Origin of the sequence: Prosthecobacter sp. (genome assembly GCF_014879935.1) — a bacterium.
Classification (GTDB): domain Bacteria; phylum Verrucomicrobiota; class Verrucomicrobiia; order Verrucomicrobiales; family Verrucomicrobiaceae; genus Prosthecobacter.
This window is the reverse complement of the sequence record NZ_JACSRD010000060.1, coordinates 1-15,768: the sequence shown is the minus strand read 5'-3', so window position 1 is coordinate 15,768 and position 15,768 is coordinate 1. Positions and strand designations below refer to the sequence as shown.

Genomic DNA, 15,768 nt, shown 5'->3' with positions numbered 1-15,768 from the left:
GGACCTGAAGGCGCGACTTGGGCGGGTGTTGTGAACAGACGGGAGCCGCTCGAAAGCTGGCACAGCCCTTGCGATGGCTTGCAAGAAAGGGAATGCGATGGTTGAAAGGGTTTCCACCATCCGTTCCTGATTTGTCGTCGCTCCAACCCGCCTGAATTGATCTTCCGCACGCAAAACTCCGCCTCCACAGCTCCTGCCGCGGCACGGGCGGCGGCTTCGTGTGCCGACCTGACTGGCGTGAAGGGGCACTACGACGAGCTGAGGGATGACTCGGCCAAGGTGCGGGCGCATTACGAGGCACTGGTGGCGGATCTGAAGAAGCGTGACGCCGCCGGCGTGAAGCGCCTGTCCGACACCGCCCGTCGTCTGCTGGCCGAGCGCGGCGTGTCCTTCAATGTTTACAATGCCAAGGGCGGCATGGACACGCCGTGGATGATGGACCCTGTGCCGTTCGTCATTTCGGCCAAGGAGTGGGAAGGCATCGAGAAGGCGCTGATCCAACGTGCCACGCTGCTGAACGCGGTCCTGGTGGACAGCTACGGCCCGCAGCAGCTCATCAAGCGGGGCGACCTGCCCGCGGCGCTCGTCCTGGCCCAACCGGCTTATTTGAGGCCCTGTCATGGCATTCCCGTGCCTGGAGAGAAGCCGCTGCAGGTGTATGGCGCGGACATCGCCCGCTCGCCGGATGGCCAGTGGTGGGTGATCGCGGATCGCACGCAGATTCCCACGGGTGCAGGTTACGCGCTGGAAAATCGCCTGATCACCTCACGACTGCTGCCGGAGGTGTTTCGCGATGCACGGGTGCGGCGGCTGGCCGGGTTCTTCCGCCAGATGCAGCAATCGCTGGCCGCACTGGCCCCGCGACGTGTCGAGGAGCCGCGCGTGGTGCTGCTGACGCCGGGACCTTACAACGAGACGTATTTCGAGCAGGCTTATCTGGCCCGTTACCTCGGTTACACGTTGGTCGAGGGCGAGGACCTGACCGTGCGCGATGACCGTGTCTATTTGAAGACGCTCAGCGGCCTGGAGCCGGTGGATGTCATCCTGCGCCGCGTGGACGACGATTTTTGCGATCCGCTGGAGCTGCGCAATGACTCGATGCTAGGCGTTCCCGGCCTCGTGCGTGCGGTTCGTGCCGGGAATGTGGCCTTGGCGAACGCGTTGGGCTCCGGACTGGCCGAAGCGCCGGCGATGATGGCCTTCCTGCCCGGTTTGTGCCGCAAACTGCTCAATGAGGACCTGCTGATGCCGTCCGTGGCCACTTGGTGGTGCGGCCAGGAGACGCCCATGCGCGAGGTGGAGCAGCGCATCTCGAGCTTGGTGTTCAAAAGCGCCTTCCGCGTGCGTGGGCGCGAGGTTCACTTCGGCGGCAATCTCAGCGCGACCGAGCACGCGGCGCTGCTGGAGCGCATGCGTTTCGCGCCCCACCGCTGGGCCGCCCAGGAGAAGATCACGTTCTCGACAGCGCCGACATGGGAGGATGGCAAACTGGTGCACAAGCCGGTGAGCGTGCGCGTTTACCTGGTGGCGACACCTGATGGCTACATGGTGATGCCCGGCGCATTGACGCGGGTGGCCTCCAGCCTCGATTCACCGCTCGTCTCGATGCAGAAAGGCGGCAGCAGCAAGGACACCTGGGTGCTGAGTGACGGGCCGGTGGAAAACGTCACGCTGCTCTCCGCCACGCGCACGCCGGTGGAGCTGCGCCGGGTGGGGCACAACCTGGGCAGCCGCGTGGCGAATCATCTGTTCTGGCTCGGCCGCTACGCGGAACGCGCGGAATCCACCGCCCGGCTGCTGCGCTCCACCCTGCTGCGCTGCTCGCCCGAAAGCGGCATGAGCGAGACACCGCTGCTGCTGCCGCTTTTGGAGGCGCTGCGCAGCCTCGGCATCATCGAGCAGGTGCCCTCGGCGACGCTCCTGGCCGCGCAGCAGGAGCAGATCGAAGCCCGGCTGCTGCAGGCCATTTTCGACGCGGATCACCCATCCAGCATCCGCTCCAACGTCGCCCACATCCAGCGCATCGGCGTGCTGCTGCGCGACCGCATCTCCGTGGACACCTGGCGTGTGATCAGCCAGCTCAGCGACGCGCTGGACGCCGCAGACAACTCCGCCAGCGTGACACCGATGTCCGACGCGCTGAATGTTCTGACCCGCATCATCCTCGAGCTGGCGTCCTTTCACGGTCTGGCGAAGGAAAACATGACGCGTGCCCAGGGCTGGATGTTCCTGGACATGGGGCACCGCATCGAGCGCACCGTTTACATCAGCGAGCTGCTGCTGGCCGGCCTGCGCAGCGCCGACGCGGAGAATCCCAGCCTGCTGGAGGCCATTCTGGAGGTCGGAGACAGCACGATCACGTATCGCAACCGCTACAGCCTGCTGCCGCAGCTCGCCGCCGTTTACGACCTGCTGATGCTGGATGAATTGAACCCACGCGGCCTGCGTTTCCAGTTCCAGCGCATCGAGGGGCACTTCCGCCACCTGCCCCGCGAGCAAAACTCCGCGCTGCTGACGCCGGCGATGCGCGTGCTCATCGAAAACAGCACGCGGCTGCAGCTTTGCGACCCCACGGAGCTCGCACGGGTGGAACCGGGCCAATGGTCCGCCAGCCAGGTGGCGAAGCTCCTCCAGCAGCTCATTGATGCGATGCCAGCGCTCAGCGACGCGATGAGCGCCGGCTACTTCGCGCATTCCACCATCAGCAGCAGCGGTGATGTGGCACCTGCTGATCCTGCCCCACCGCGATGAACTACCGCATCACGCATCGTACCAAGTATGTGTACAGCGAGCCGGTGGCCGTCTCCCACCACGCGGCACGGCTGCGTCCGCGTGACACGGACACGCAGCGCTGCACGGAATTCGGCCTCAGCTTCGATCCGGAGCCCGATCTCACCACCGAGCACACGGATTCCTTCGGCAACCAGGTGTCCTGCTTCTCGATTCAGAAGCTGCACGCGCGGTTCGAGGTCGTTTCACGCAGCTCCGTGTCCCTCTCGTCCGTCTTGCAGCCGGATCCGGCGCAAACGCCCGCCTGGGAGGACGTGGCGGCCCTGTTCCGGGATCCGGTGGCCGTCGATCTGCTCGATCCCTGCCAGTTCGTCTTCCGCAGCCCGCTTCTGGTGCACGAAATGCCCCAGCGGGAGTTCGCGCTGCCGAGTTTCAAGAAAGGACGGCCCGTGCTCGCCGCCGTGGCTGATCTGAGCCGCCGCATTCATCGCGAATTCGTCTTTGATCCGCGTGCGACGACGATCAGCACGCCGTTGAGCGAGGTTTTGGCGAACAAACGCGGCGTTTGTCAGGACTTCGCGCATCTGGCCATCGCCAGCCTGCGGGCGATGGGACTTCCCGCTCGTTATGTGAGCGGTTATCTGCGCACGCGGCCGCCGCCCGGCAAGGCGAGGCTGGTGGGCGTCGATGCCTCGCACGCATGGGTGTCCTGCTTTGTTCCTGGCTTTGGCTGGGTGGATTTCGATCCCACGAACGACTGTTTCACGTCCTTGGACCACATCACGGTGGCACTGGGCCGCGATTTTTCCGATGTGAGCCCCGTGCGCGGCATCATCACCGGCGGCGGGAAGCACAGCGTGATCGTGGGGGTGGATGTGGAGCCGGTGGAGTGAATCTTGCGGCCCAGTGGCTGGATGATGTGCACGTGATTGCTGCTTGAAACAGCCGCACAACTCTGGCACGGGCCGTGCTTTTATGAAGAGACCCATGTCGTCCCTGTTTAACGACTACCAACCCGGCAAATTTTTCGACGAGGTCTTTTCCGCGCCCGGAGCCGCACGTGCCCACTATGAGGGCCTGCTGTCCAGCGTGGGCAACCTGACGCCCGGTGATTACTCAACCCTGCAAAAGGCTGTGGACGCCGCCTTCCTCCGGATGGGTGTCACGTTCACCGTTTATGGCGATGACCAGGGGACGGAGCGCATCTTTCCCTTCGACCTCATGCCGCGCATCATCCCGCAGCGGGAGTGGGAACGCGTCGAGGCCGGGCTGACCCAGCGCATCACGGCGCTGAACCTCTTCCTCAATGACATCTACCACGGCCAGAAGATCCTGAACGACAAGGCGGTGCCGGAGGAGCTGGTGCTCAGCGCCTCCCACTACCGTCCTGAATTCAAGGGCGTGAAGGTGCCGCACGGCATCTACATCCACATCTGCGGCACCGATCTCGTGCGTGATGACAAGGGCGAGTACTTCGTGCTGGAGGACAACGGCCGCTGCCCTTCCGGGGCCTCCTACATGCTGGAGAACCGCCACGCGATGAAGCGTGCCTTCCCCGGCCTGCTGCAGTCGCTTCCCGTGCGTCCGGTGGACGCGTATGGCACGATGCTGCGGGAAACCCTCGCCCATCTCGCGCCGAAGGGCGTTCTGGAGCCGACCATCGTGGTGCTGACGCCCGGGATCTACAACAGCGCCTACTTTGAGCACTGCTACCTGGCCAAGCAGATGGGCGTGCCGATCGTCGAGGGCCGCGATCTCATCATGCGCAACGACCGTGTGTTCATGCGCACGACCAAAGGGCTGGAGCAGGTGCATGTGATCTACCGGCGCATCGACGACGACTTCCTCGACCCGCTCGTCTTCCGCAAGGACTCGCTGCTCGGCGTGCCGGGCATCATCAATTCCTACCGCAAGGGCCACGTGGCGCTCGCAAACTCCATCGGCACCGGCGTGGCGGACGACAAGGCGGTGTACGCGCTCGTGCCGAAGATGATCGAGTACTACCTCGACCAGGAGCCGATCCTGCCCAACGTGCAGACCTTCCTCGGCATCAAGAAGAAGGAATGCGCCTACATCCTGGAGAACCTCGACAAGCTGGTGGTGAAGGCGGTGAATGAGTCTGGTGGCTACGGCATGCTGATGGGGCCGAGCGCGTCGAAAAAGGAGCGCGCGGACTTCGCGGAACGCATCAAGGCGAACCCGCGCAACTACATCGCGCAGCCGGTGCTGCAGCTCTCGCGTCATCCGGTGTTCGTGGATGATCATTTCGAAGGCCGTCACATCGACCTGCGGCCCTACGTGCTCTACGGCGACCGCGTGCGCGTCGTTCCTGGCGGCCTGACCCGTGTGGCTCTGAAAAAGGGCTCGCTCGTCGTCAATTCGTCACAAGGCGGCGGCAGCAAGGACACGTGGGTCCTTTGGAATGACGAATGACGAATTCGTGAATGTCGAATGAATGATTCAATCGAGGTCTCCATGATTCCACACACCCCTTCACCTCTCCGCAGCACGTCATCTGGCATTCGTCATTTGCCCGCCACGCCAACCCTCACTGCCTTCTTTTCATGTTAAGCCGCGTCGCAGACAGCATCTACTGGATGGCGCGTTACGTCGAACGCGCCGAGAACCTCTCCCGCCTCCTGCTGTCCACGCAGGACCTGCTGCTCGACGCCGGGGCGGACGGCCTGGATGAAGAGCAGTTCTGGCGGCCCATTCTCGCCACCACGGGTGATGAGGAGGCCTATTCCGCCGTTCATAAGAAGATCAAGGGGCGTGATGTGGCCGCATTCGTCGCACTGCGGCCTGAAAACCCGAACTCGATCCTCAACAGCATCCGCGCCGCCCGCGAAAACGCCCGCACCGTGCGGGACCAGATCTCCGATGAGATCTGGGAATGTCTGAACGGCCTGCGGCTCTTCGTGGAGTCGAATGAGGGCCGCAGCACCTACCGAAACCAGAACGCCGCCTTCTACGAGCGCGTGTTGCGCCGGTCCTATCAGTTCCAGGGCATCGCAGACTCGACCACGCCGCGTGGCGAGGTTTGGCACTTCCTGCGCCTCGGCACCTGCCTGGAGCGTGCGGACCAGATGTCGCGCCTGCTCGACACCTGCTCCGCCCTTTCGATGGAAATGCCGCCGCATCCCCAGTCCCGCCCGCTGCGCTGGGCCGCGCTGCTGCGCTCCTGCTCCGCATGGCATGCATTCCAGGCCGAACACAGCAAGCTGGACCCAAAGAAGATCATCGAATACCTGCTGCTCGACGAAACCTTCCCGCGCTCCGTCGCCTGCTGCGTGGTGGAGTTGCATCAGACGCTGCAACGCCTTTGCGGCGTGGGTTCCCTGCATCACATGCCGTCCCCGGTGCGCCGGGCTGGACGTCTGCGCTCCGATCTCGCCTACACGACGGTCGATGAGGTGCTCGCCGTCGGCCTTCATGAGTACATCGACATCCTGCAGAGCCGGCTGAATGACATCGGGGTGTCCATTTTCCAGACTTTCGTCCTGTATGCGGACCTCACCCCAGTGGCGGAAGATGCACCGGAGGAAACCACCTCGACGCCGGCTTTGGGAGCCTTCCACGCCCACCACGACGAGGACGCCCAGATGCAACAACAACAGCAGCAGTGACGACGTAAGGAGCCGCCCCCGAACCCCTCCATGCGATTCCGAGTCTTCCACCGCACACGTTACGTCTATCGTGCGCCGGTGCGCGACAGCTACAATGAACTGCGGCTGCGCCCGGTCACCGATGACAAGTCACGGCTGGAGTTTTTCCTGCTGAACGTCAATCCGCCGGCGCGCCTGCGGCACTTCCGCGACAACTGGCTGAACTACGTGCACTACTTCGACATTCCGGAGCCGCACGGCGACCTCACCATTGAGGCGCAGTCCACCATCAACACCACAAACCCCTACGCCGACAGCCGGCCCACAGGGGTGGGTTTCCCAGCACTCAAGACCGACCTTGATGACATGGTCGTTCCTTTTCTGGGCGGCAGCCGCTACGTGGACATATCCCCCGAGGTCTGGCGCCTCGGCATCGATATCCGCGACGACCGGGAGGATGTCTTCGAGACCGCCGAGGCGGTGATGCATCACATCTTCGAACACTGGACCTACGCGCCGAACACCACCAGCGTCACCACGCACATGAATGAGGTGCTCAACTCGAAGAACGGCGTCTGCCAGGACTTCGCCCATCTCATGATCGGCATCTGCCGCAGCCTGGGCATCCCGGCACGCTACGTGAGCGGTTATCTCTACAACGGCCCTGATTCGCACTTGCGCGGCGCCCAGGCCTCGCACGCGTGGGTGGAGGTTCACGTGCCGGGGAAAGGCTGGTACGGCCTCGACCCCACCAACGACACGCTGGCCGACGAGCGCCACATCAAGATCGCCACCGGCCGCGACTACAACGACGCCGCGCCCATCACCGGCCACTTCGACGGCCCGCCCGGCGCCACCACCGCACTACAGGTGGAACTGGAAGTCCGGCGCACGGATGGGTGACTGGGCGGCAAGAATCTCCCGTTGTCATGTTTGGGGGGCGGGTTAGACTCCTTACAGCGGCTAGGACACCGGGGTTGGCATTTTGAACAGCGATCCGGGTGGAAGGCCGGAGCAACATCAATTCTGCGTAGCATGGCGTTTTCTCTTCCGGTGGTCAAAATCGGTTCGGTGTCGATGGATGGCACGGAACCCGTGTTCATTCTGGGCCCCTGCGTGATCGAGAGCGAGGACTTCCTCTGGAGCGTGGCGGAAGAGCTCGGTGGAATCGCAAAACAGCACGGCTGGCGCTGGATTTTCAAGGCCTCGTATGACAAGGCGAACCGCAGCGCCATCTCGTCGTATCGCGGCCTGGGCTGCGAGGCGGGCTGCAAGCTGCTGGCGCAGGTGGGCGCGAAACTGGGCGTTCCGGTGACGACGGACATTCACACGGCTGAGGAGGCCAAAGTCGCTGCGGAGCACATCGATCTGCTGCAAATTCCGGCCTTTTTGTGCCGGCAGACCGATTTGATCGTCGCCGCAGGGGAGACGGGACGTACTGTCAATGTGAAGAAGGGCCAGTTCCTCGCGCCATGGGATGTGAAGAACATCGCAGACAAACTGGTCGCCGCTGGATGCCAGCATTTCATGTTCACGGAGCGCGGGACGACCTTTGGCTACAACAACCTCGTGGCCGACATGCGTTCGCTCCACTGGATGCGCGAGCTTGGCTACCGGGCGGTGATGGATGCGACGCACAGCGTGCAGCGACCCGGCGGTCTGGGCACCACGACCGGCGGTGATGGCAAGCTGGCACCGGTGCTGGCCCGCGCGGCCGTGGCGACAGGCTGTGACGGTGTGTTCATGGAAACGCACCCTGATCCGGCGAAGGCGCTTTCAGACGGCCCGAATCAAATCCCACTGTCCCAGATCGCGGAAGTGGTGGAAACCTTGAGGAAAATACATGGCATTGTTCGCGACATCGCTTGAGCTGCTGGTCCGCCGCAAAATCCTGCTGTCCATCACGCTCGGAGTGGTGGCCGGGGTGGTGATGTTTGCGCAGGGGCAGACAGCGCCGGAGACAGGGATGGACTCCTTCCTGAAAATGGTGCCGCTGGGAGCAGAGAGCAAAGGGGCGGTGATCCCTTCCTTTGATGAAACGGGCCGCCGCACCTCGCTGATCACCGCGGATGTGATCCGGCGCATCGGGGACGAGCGTCTTTACGCGGAGAAACTGGTGGTGGAGATGTTCAGCCCGGTCCCCGGCAAGGATGTGCGTCTGGATTTGAAGACCGCCTTTTACCACATGGCCGGCGGCATCCTGCGCAGCACGGAGCGCAGCCGTGTGAGCCGCGCTGACTTTCAAATCGAAGGGGACAGCCTCGTGTTCGACACCACCACGAATCAAGGCCGGATGACCGGAAACATCCACATGGTCATCTTTGACACCGCGAGTTTCAGCGGCGAGGGAAAGCTCCCCTCCGAATCCAAGCCCGACAAGTGACATGAAAACATCGTCCATTCTCTGCATCGCCCTGCTCGCCGGCAGTGCCGCCGCGTGGGCGCAAGGTCCGGGCGGCACGCGGCCGCTGTTCGACTTCCGGAAGAAAAAGGTGGACGACGAGACGAAGTCCAAAATGATCGACGCGGCCAAAGCGGCCGCCAAACAGGTGCCCGACGAGGTGAAGGACAAGGCCAAGGAACTGCTGACCTCGCCTGAAAATGCCGACATGCGTGCCAAAGCCTTGCAGGCGGCCCAGACCCTGATGCAAAGCCAGGCAGCGGCCAGCGCTGCCAGTGCCGTGACCGGTTCCACGCCGCCGGCGACGCCTGCTCCCGCAGCCCCGGTTTCCCCGGCCACACCAGTGGTGGAAGCACCGCCGCCGCCCGCCGGACCGCAGCCCAAACCATTGCAGCCGCTCAATCTGGACGAGGCGCCGAAGGCCACCAAGGGCCAGATCGACATCAAGGCGCAGAAGAGCGCCTTCTTTGACGCGAACGCCGGTTACGGCATGTATGTCGGCAACGTCCGCGCACGCCACCCGCAGATGTACATCGAGTGCGAGGAACTCGAAGTCTGGATGGCCCGTCCCGATCCGGACGCCAAGCCGAAGCGCGAGGCTCCGGCCGTCAAAGATGCCGACATCCTGGCGGCACCCAAGAAGGACTCCAATGAAGGCAGCGGCATCGAGAAGGCCGACGCCCGCGGGCCGATGGTGACCGTGGAAAAAATGGCCGATGACGGCACCTTGCAGATCGGCCATTGCAAACACCTCGTCCACGACGGCAAGACCGGCATCACCACGCTCTATGAATGGCCGCAGGTCCAGGCCGGGAACAAGCTTCACAAGGCCACGGAGGCGGGCTGCGTGATGATCATTGATCGCGCCGGCAAGCTGACCACGACAGGTGGTCATGAGACCATCATTCTCCAGGGAGAAGACGCCACCCCCAAGAGCCGCGGGCTGTCCCCGGGCGGCGAGGCGCCACCACAACAGTGATCATGGCTCCCAAACGGAAAAGAACGAAGGGAGGGCCTTCGGGCCAGGATCTCCCGCTCTCGATGGACCCGCCTGTCATGCAGACGGCGGACGGTGCCTACCACGCCAGCCAGCTTGCGCCTGAGATGGCCGGCACCGGCGATGCTCCGGTGCTCCTGCACACCCAGGGCCTGAAAAAAGTCTATGACGGCCGTGCCGTGGTGAACGGCGTGGACATTGAGGTGAAAACTGGCGAGATCGTGGGCCTGCTGGGTCCGAACGGCGCCGGCAAGACCACCACCTTTTACATGATCGTCGGCCTGGTGCAGCCAAATGGCGGCCAGGTGATTTTTGACGGGCAGGACGCCACCCACGAGCCGATGTACCAGCGTGCCCGTCTCGGCATGGGCTACCTGCCACAGGAGGAGTCCATCTTCCGACGCCTCACCGTGCGGGAGAACATCATGGCGGTCATGGAGACACAGGACTTCACCAAACAGGAGCGCGTGGACCAGACCCAGTCGTTGATGGAGAAGTTCGGCATCGACCACGTCGCGGACAACCTCGCCATCACCCTCAGTGGTGGCGAAAAGCGCCGTCTCACCATCGCGCGTTCGCTGGTGACCTCACCGAAGCTGCTGATGCTGGACGAACCCTTCAGCGGCGTCGATCCCATCGCCGTCAGCGAGATCCAGGACATCATCCGCATGCTGCGGCAGGCGGGACTGGCCATCCTCATCACCGACCACAACGTGCGCGAGACACTGAACATCGTCGATCGCGCCTATCTCATTTTCGAAGGCCGTGTGCGCCGCCACGGCACGAAGGACTTCCTCGTCAACGATGAGGAGGCCCGCCGTCTCTACCTCGGCGAAGGCTTCACCATGTGAATCCGAACTCTCAACCCCCGCTTTTCACCCCACAGGAGAACCACCATGCAAAAACACAACGTCAACCTCCCCATCGTCGTCACGGCCCGTCACATGGACGTCACCGAGGCGATTCGTGACTACGCTCACAAGAAAATCGAAAGTCTTCACCTCGACTACCCCCGGATCATCGAGGCCAAGGTTGTTCTCGACGTTCAGAACCATCACCGCCACATCGCGGAAATCATCCTGTTCTGCGCGGACCACATCGTCATCGAAGTGAAGTCGGTCACCGAGGACATCTATGCCTCCATCGATGAGAGCGTCGCCAAGATCGCCCGCCGCATGCGCAAGTACAAGACGCGCCTGCTCAAGAGCCACCGCCCGCGCAAGGATGGCTCCATCCGCCACATCGAGGAGCACGTCTTCCATCAGGAGATCCTCCATACCGAGGACGAGCACATCCAGCCGTCCTACGTCCACAACGAGAAGTACAAGATCCGTCCGCTCTACGCTGACGAGGCCATCGTGGACCTCGAAATGAGCGAGCGCCCCTTCGTGCTCTTCCACAACCAGCAGACGCATCGTCTGGCCATCCTGTTCCGCCGCAAGGACGGCGACTACGGCCTGATCGAGCCCGAAGACATCGCCAACGGCTCTCATTGAGCCACGGCGTCAACCATCCCGCGATTCGCACGAGGCGGCCTGTTTCAGGCCGCCTCTTTTTTGTGCAGCGCCAGATACTGCTGGCAGCTTTCCTCGCCCATGTACTTCGCCAGCAGGCGCGGATCGACCTCGGTGAAGTCCACCAGGATCAGGCCATCGACGACGGACGAGAAGTCCTTGTCCACATTGAAGCTCAGCAGCGTGGCGTTGAGCTTGAGGTAGTGCTTGAGCAGCACCGGGATGCCCTTGCCGTCCGTCTCCAGGCTTGAGACCAGCGCGGAGCAGTCGTCCACATTCTCCAGGTCCGCGCTGATGAACTCGCGCATCATCCGCCGGCTGCGCATGTAGCGGAACGGATTCCGCGGCTTCACGAAATTCGACAGATGCGGGTGCATGCGGTTGTCCTGCAGGAACTCCACGATCATCTTCCGCGACAGGCTGCTGTAGTCCTTGCTGATGCTCACCGGGCCGAACAGCTTCTTGTAGCGCGGATTGCGGGCGATCCAGTGCGCGATGCCTTTCCACAGCACCGGCAGGCTGGCCAGATTCCGCTGGTAGGCCTTCACCACAAAGCTGCGTCCCATCTCCACAGCGCACTCCAGGTTCGCGAGGAAGGGTTTCTCAAAACGGAACAAGGTGCTCGTGTACAGCCCCTTCGGCCCGTACTCGCGCAGGATCATGTCGGCACGGCCCAGGCGATAAGCTCCGGCGACCTGCTCCTTCTCCTCGTCCCACAGGATGAGGTGCTCATAGTAGCGATCGTACTTGTCCAGGTCGATGTCGTTGCCCGTGCCCTCGCCCACTTCCCGGAAGGTGACTTCACGCAGGCGTCCGATCTCCGGCAGCAGGGAAGGAATCTCATGCGAATGCGCCTGATAGACGGAGAGGCCGCCCTGGCCCACCAGCCGGCCGCCACGGGCCCGCAAACGGTCGATCTCCTCCACCATGCGCTCGTGCTGCAAGTCGCTGGGGGGCGTGATGGTGATGTTCTGCCCCTCCGTGGTCAGTTTGGCGATCGTCTCCTCCCCGCGTTGATGCAAAACGAAGGTGTGGATGCGCAGGTAGCGTGTCAGCGACTCGTCATCCTCGAACTTCTTCAGCCTGGAATACGGGATTGGGTGCCCCACGCGCATCGGGACTGGCGTGTTCGCTCGGTTGCAAAACTCACGCAGCAGCAGGCTGGTGCGCAGACGCGGGTGGATCAGGCCTGCGGCATGGAAAAGCGCGCTGTTTGACCCCGGGAAGTAAACAGGCAACACCGTGGCCTGCGTGCGCCGCACCAGGGAGCCCACATGATTCGTCCAGGCCGGCTCGTCGATCCCACGCCCGGGCTTGTAGGAGGCCACTTCACCCGCCGGGAAGATCACCAGTGTGCCCCCGCTGCGCAGCAGGCGGATCGCCTCCTTCATCGGCCCCAGGTTTTTCTTCGCCGCATTGTCACCGCCGAAGGGATTCACCGGGATCACATGATCCTCCAGCTCCTTCATCGCCAGCATCAGCGAGTTCGTCATCACCTTCAAATCCGGCCGGAACTGCGAGGCCCAGCGGCACAGCATGACAGGATCGATCACGCCGAATGGGTGATTCGCCACGATGATCAGCGGCCCTGTCTTCGGAAACTCGAATTCCGCCGGCAGGTCCGCGTCCTCCTGCAGCTTCAGGGCATGTGCCACGGAATCGAACCAGGCGAACACCTTCGGATGCTGCGGATGCGCCCGGAACAGCCGCGCCGAATCCTGGTAGCACTGATCAAAGCCGCGCAGGCCGAGTGCCGTCTCCACGGCGGGGCCGATCAGCCGGTAGATCCGTCGCTGAAGGGGTGATTTGAGATGCTCGCTAAGGTCGAAGACCATAAGTTCCGTCAGTCAGTGGTGGCTGGCATGACGTTTGTCATCCATCCGCAAGAATACGTGGCAATCAAGTGCCTGCTACGTGTCGAATTCGCCTCAGCCCAAAGCTGCCTGGATCTGCCGCATCCAGTGTTCTGCCCGTTGGGCAAAGCTCAGCTCGTCCTTTTGATACAACACGCCACGGGACACATTCACCAGCAGCGGTGCCTTCCGCCCGCTGCCTTTCAAAGCCGCCAGATCGCCGCCCTGCGCACCCAGGCCCGGAATCAGCAGCGGCACGTCGGGGATGTGATCCAGCACGTCAGGAGCCGCATTGGTCAAACCGACCACCAGACCGGCCTGCGGATGCCCTTTCGTCATTTCGGCCACGAGTTCATAGACCTGCCGGTCACCCGTCTTCTGCAGTTCGAGGTCCTTTGCTCCCGGATTCGAGGTCACGCCCAGCAGATACAGGCCCTTGTCGCTGTATTTCAGGAAAGGCTCCAGTGTGTCGCGGCCCATGTAGGCGTTCAGCGTCACCGCATCCACGTTCATCACGTCAAAACAGGCCTTCGCGTAGTAGCCCTGTGTCTCGCCAATGTCCCCGCGCTTCACGTCGAGCACGATCGGGATCTCCTTTGGAATCTCCTTCAAAATCTCCTCCAGCATCTTCACGCCACGCCAGCCCAGCGCCTCGAAGTAGGCTGAGTTCGGCTTGAACGCCGCCGCAAAGGGGGCCGTCTGCGCGATCACGTCGAGAATCCACTGCTTCGTCTCTTCTTCCGCGTTCTCCGCCCGCACATCGAGCCCCACGCAGAGGTTCGAGCCCGTCTTGGCGATGCGTTGATTCAGCTTGTCGAGGAAAGTCATGAGCCGCCCCCATCGCACGGCTTTTCGCTCCCGCCAAATCGAAGATTTGACGCTGCCACGCCCCCCGCCATCCTGCGCCCGCCGATGAGCCAAGAATCCGCCGCACAGCCCCTCGTGGGCATCATCATGGGCTCCAGTTCCGACTGGCCCACCATGCAAAACGCCGCCCAGGTGTTGAAAGACTTCGGCGTGCCCTTTGAAAAGAAGGTCGTCAGTGCCCATCGCACGCCGCAGCTGCTTTACGATTACGCCACCACCGCCTCCCAGCGCGGCCTGAAATGCATCATCGCCGGTGCCGGCGGCGCCGCGCACCTGCCCGGCATGACCGCCAGCATGACCACCATCCCCGTTCTCGGCGTTCCGGTGCAAAGTCGCGCCCTCAGCGGCATGGACAGCCTCTACTCCATCGTGCAAATGCCCGGTGGCATCCCTGTCGCCACCTTCGCCATCGGCAATGCCGGCGCGCTCAATGCGGGCCTCTTTGCCGTGTCGATGCTCGCGAACGAAAATCCCGATCTCGCCGCCAAACTGAAGTCCTTCCGCGAGCGCCAGACGCAGAAGGTGCTCGAAAGCCAGAACGATCTCGACATCGAAGCGAAGGCATGATGTTCCCCCCTCCCTCGACCCTCGGCGTCCTCGGTGGCGGCCAGCTCGGGCGCATGCTTGCCCTCGAAGCACGCCGCGCTGGCCATCGCATCGCCATCTTCACCGATGAACCGCAGGGCTGCCCCGCCGGCCAATTCGCTGACATCGAGATCAACGCGTCTTACGACGATACCGTGGCCCTGAACCGCTTTTTGCAGCAGGTCGATGTTGTCACTGCCGAGTTCGAAAACATCCCCGCCGCGTGTTTGCAGGCCGTCGAAGCTGTCAAACCGCTCCGCCCCGGCTCCAAGGCCATTTTCACCACGCAGCACCGCGAGCGTGAGAAGAACTTCCTCCGCGACCAGGGCATCGCCTGCGCGCCGTTCCGCGTCGTCGATGATTTGAAGAGCCTCGAAACCGCTGTGGCCGAACTTGGCAGCCCCTGCGTCATCAAAACGGCCGCCTTCGGCTACGACGGCAAAGGCCAGTGCAAAGTCACCGCCGAAACGAACCTCGCCGAAGCCTGGAAAGGCTTCGAAGGCCATCGCGCCGTCGTCGAGCAGTGGGTCAGCTTCGTTTGCGAAGTCTCCGTCGTCGGTGCACGTGGGATCAACGGCCAGACCGCCGTTCACGGCTGCGTCGAAAACCAGCACACGCATCACATTCTCGATGTCACCATCGCTCCCGCCCGCGTGGAGCCGCAGATCGTCGAGCAGGCCGTCGAACTCTGGAAGGCCGTCGCCGAAGGCCTCGGTTACGTCGGCACCATGGCCGTCGAAATGTTCGTCACCACCGACGGCAAGGTCATCGTCAACGAGATCGCCCCCCGTCCGCACAACAGTGGCCACTACAGCATCGACGCCTGCCGCACGAACCAGTTCCAGCAGCAGCAGCGCGCCGTCTGCGGCCTGCCGCTCGGCGATGCCTCCCAGCACACGCCCGCCGTCATGATCAACCTCCTCGGCGACATCTGGCCCGCCCCGCTCACCCATCCCGACTGGTCGCCCGTGCTGAATCATCCGCGCGCCAAGCTCCACCTCTACGGCAAACGCGAAGCCCGCGCCCGCCGCAAGATGGGCCACTTCACCGTCCTCGGTGACATGATCGACCAAGCGCTCAACGACGCGCTCGCGATTCGGAAGGCGTTGGGGATTGGGTGACGGACCCATGCTGACACGCCTCCGCGAACGCGGCAGCGTCGTGGAGTGCGGTGGCAGAGATGCAAGGCGCAAGCCTGCATCGCCGACACCGCTTT

The 15,768-nt window shown here is 63.1% G+C and carries 14 protein-coding genes; 12 read left to right on the top strand and 2 right to left on the bottom strand.

What is annotated here, in order from left to right:
* The first annotated feature begins 156 nt into the window (after nucleotides 1-156).
* The 10 genes from IAE77_RS02000 (at nucleotide 157) to raiA (ending at nucleotide 11,229) form a co-directional block, all read left to right on the top strand.
* Nucleotides 157-2,751, top strand: coding sequence for a circularly permuted type 2 ATP-grasp protein (locus IAE77_RS02000; protein ID WP_294221036.1), 2,595 nt, complete (start codon nucleotides 157-159; stop codon nucleotides 2,749-2,751).
* Nucleotides 2,748-3,623, top strand: coding sequence for a transglutaminase family protein (locus IAE77_RS01995; RefSeq protein WP_294221034.1), 876 nt, complete (start codon nucleotides 2,748-2,750; stop codon nucleotides 3,621-3,623). The genes IAE77_RS02000 and IAE77_RS01995 overlap by 4 nt, the downstream gene beginning before the upstream one ends.
* Before the next feature lie 94 nt (nucleotides 3,624-3,717).
* Entirely contained in the window at nucleotides 3,718-5,163 is a 1,446-nt protein-coding gene (locus IAE77_RS01990; protein ID WP_294221032.1) for a circularly permuted type 2 ATP-grasp protein, read from the top strand.
* A 131-nt stretch (nucleotides 5,164-5,294) separates the two neighbouring features.
* On the top strand, nucleotides 5,295-6,356 hold the full coding sequence (locus IAE77_RS01985) for an alpha-E domain-containing protein (RefSeq protein ID WP_294221031.1): 1,062 nt from the start codon (nucleotides 5,295-5,297) through the stop codon (nucleotides 6,354-6,356).
* A 30-nt stretch (nucleotides 6,357-6,386) separates the two neighbouring features.
* The gene (locus IAE77_RS01980; RefSeq protein ID WP_294221030.1) at nucleotides 6,387-7,238 is read left to right on the top strand and encodes a transglutaminase family protein; all 852 of its coding nucleotides are present in this window, start codon (nucleotides 6,387-6,389) and stop codon (nucleotides 7,236-7,238) included.
* Nucleotides 7,239-7,370: 132 nt separating this feature from the next.
* Entirely contained in the window at nucleotides 7,371-8,204 is an 834-nt protein-coding gene (gene kdsA / locus IAE77_RS01975; RefSeq protein ID WP_294221028.1) for a 3-deoxy-8-phosphooctulonate synthase, read from the top strand.
* Nucleotides 8,179-8,718, top strand: a complete 540-nt coding sequence (locus IAE77_RS01970) for a hypothetical protein (RefSeq protein ID WP_294221025.1) — start codon at nucleotides 8,179-8,181, stop codon at nucleotides 8,716-8,718. Before kdsA ends, IAE77_RS01970 begins: the two co-directional genes overlap by 26 nt.
* Nucleotide 8,719: 1 nt before the next feature.
* Nucleotides 8,720-9,715 carry a hypothetical protein gene (locus tag IAE77_RS01965; RefSeq protein ID WP_294221022.1) on the top strand — a complete coding sequence of 332 codons (996 nt, stop codon included), beginning with the start codon at nucleotides 8,720-8,722 and terminating at the stop codon, nucleotides 9,713-9,715.
* A 77-nt stretch (nucleotides 9,716-9,792) separates the two neighbouring features.
* Nucleotides 9,793-10,584, top strand: a complete 792-nt coding sequence (lptB, locus tag IAE77_RS01960) for an LPS export ABC transporter ATP-binding protein (RefSeq protein WP_345780953.1) — start codon at nucleotides 9,793-9,795, stop codon at nucleotides 10,582-10,584.
* A 45-nt stretch (nucleotides 10,585-10,629) separates the two neighbouring features.
* The gene (raiA, locus tag IAE77_RS01955; RefSeq protein ID WP_294221019.1) at nucleotides 10,630-11,229 is read left to right on the top strand and encodes a ribosome-associated translation inhibitor RaiA; all 600 of its coding nucleotides are present in this window, start codon (nucleotides 10,630-10,632) and stop codon (nucleotides 11,227-11,229) included.
* A gap of 44 nt (nucleotides 11,230-11,273) precedes the next feature.
* On the opposite strand, the gene IAE77_RS01950 is transcribed toward raiA, so the two are convergent.
* Together IAE77_RS01950 and pyrF are read right to left on the bottom strand one after the other, a co-directional pair.
* Nucleotides 11,274-13,082: a GNAT family N-acyltransferase gene (locus tag IAE77_RS01950; protein ID WP_294221017.1), complete on the bottom strand. Its 1,809-nt coding sequence runs from the start codon at nucleotides 13,080-13,082 to the stop codon at nucleotides 11,274-11,276.
* A gap of 93 nt (nucleotides 13,083-13,175) precedes the next feature.
* Nucleotides 13,176-13,928, bottom strand: a complete 753-nt coding sequence (gene pyrF / locus IAE77_RS01945; RefSeq protein WP_294221015.1) for an orotidine-5'-phosphate decarboxylase — start codon at nucleotides 13,926-13,928, stop codon at nucleotides 13,176-13,178.
* An 84-nt stretch (nucleotides 13,929-14,012) separates the two neighbouring features.
* Here pyrF and purE point away from each other — a divergent pair, with 84 nt between their 5' ends.
* Nucleotides 14,013-14,534 (top strand): 5-(carboxyamino)imidazole ribonucleotide mutase, encoded by a 522-nt coding sequence (purE, locus tag IAE77_RS01940; RefSeq protein WP_294221013.1) that lies wholly within the window; start codon nucleotides 14,013-14,015, stop codon nucleotides 14,532-14,534.
* Nucleotides 14,531-15,673: a 5-(carboxyamino)imidazole ribonucleotide synthase gene (locus tag IAE77_RS01935; protein WP_294221011.1), complete on the top strand. Its 1,143-nt coding sequence runs from the start codon at nucleotides 14,531-14,533 to the stop codon at nucleotides 15,671-15,673. Before purE ends, IAE77_RS01935 begins: the two co-directional genes overlap by 4 nt.
* The last annotated feature ends 95 nt before the right edge of the window (nucleotides 15,674-15,768 follow it).

Excerpts from the sequence above, each read along its gene's own strand:
- IAE77_RS01995 (WP_294221034.1), top strand. The coding sequence starts at position 2,748 with ATGAACTACCGCATCACGCATCGTACCAAGTATGTGTACAGCGAGCCG.
- IAE77_RS01990 (WP_294221032.1), top strand. The coding sequence starts at position 3,718 with ATGTCGTCCCTGTTTAACGACTACCAACCCGGCAAATTTTTCGACGAG.
- IAE77_RS01985 (WP_294221031.1), top strand. The coding sequence starts at position 5,295 with ATGTTAAGCCGCGTCGCAGACAGCATCTACTGGATGGCGCGTTACGTC.
- IAE77_RS01980 (WP_294221030.1), top strand. The coding sequence starts at position 6,387 with ATGCGATTCCGAGTCTTCCACCGCACACGTTACGTCTATCGTGCGCCG.
- kdsA (WP_294221028.1), top strand. The coding sequence starts at position 7,371 with ATGGCGTTTTCTCTTCCGGTGGTCAAAATCGGTTCGGTGTCGATGGAT.
- IAE77_RS01970 (WP_294221025.1), top strand. The coding sequence starts at position 8,179 with ATGGCATTGTTCGCGACATCGCTTGAGCTGCTGGTCCGCCGCAAAATC.
- IAE77_RS01965 (WP_294221022.1), top strand. The coding sequence starts at position 8,720 with ATGAAAACATCGTCCATTCTCTGCATCGCCCTGCTCGCCGGCAGTGCC.
- lptB (WP_345780953.1), top strand. The coding sequence starts at position 9,793 with ATGCAGACGGCGGACGGTGCCTACCACGCCAGCCAGCTTGCGCCTGAG.
- raiA (WP_294221019.1), top strand. The coding sequence starts at position 10,630 with ATGCAAAAACACAACGTCAACCTCCCCATCGTCGTCACGGCCCGTCAC.
- IAE77_RS01950 (WP_294221017.1), bottom strand. The coding sequence starts at position 13,082 with ATGGTCTTCGACCTTAGCGAGCATCTCAAATCACCCCTTCAGCGACGG.
- pyrF (WP_294221015.1), bottom strand. The coding sequence starts at position 13,928 with ATGACTTTCCTCGACAAGCTGAATCAACGCATCGCCAAGACGGGCTCG.
- purE (WP_294221013.1), top strand. The coding sequence starts at position 14,013 with ATGAGCCAAGAATCCGCCGCACAGCCCCTCGTGGGCATCATCATGGGC.
- IAE77_RS01935 (WP_294221011.1), top strand. The coding sequence starts at position 14,531 with ATGATGTTCCCCCCTCCCTCGACCCTCGGCGTCCTCGGTGGCGGCCAG.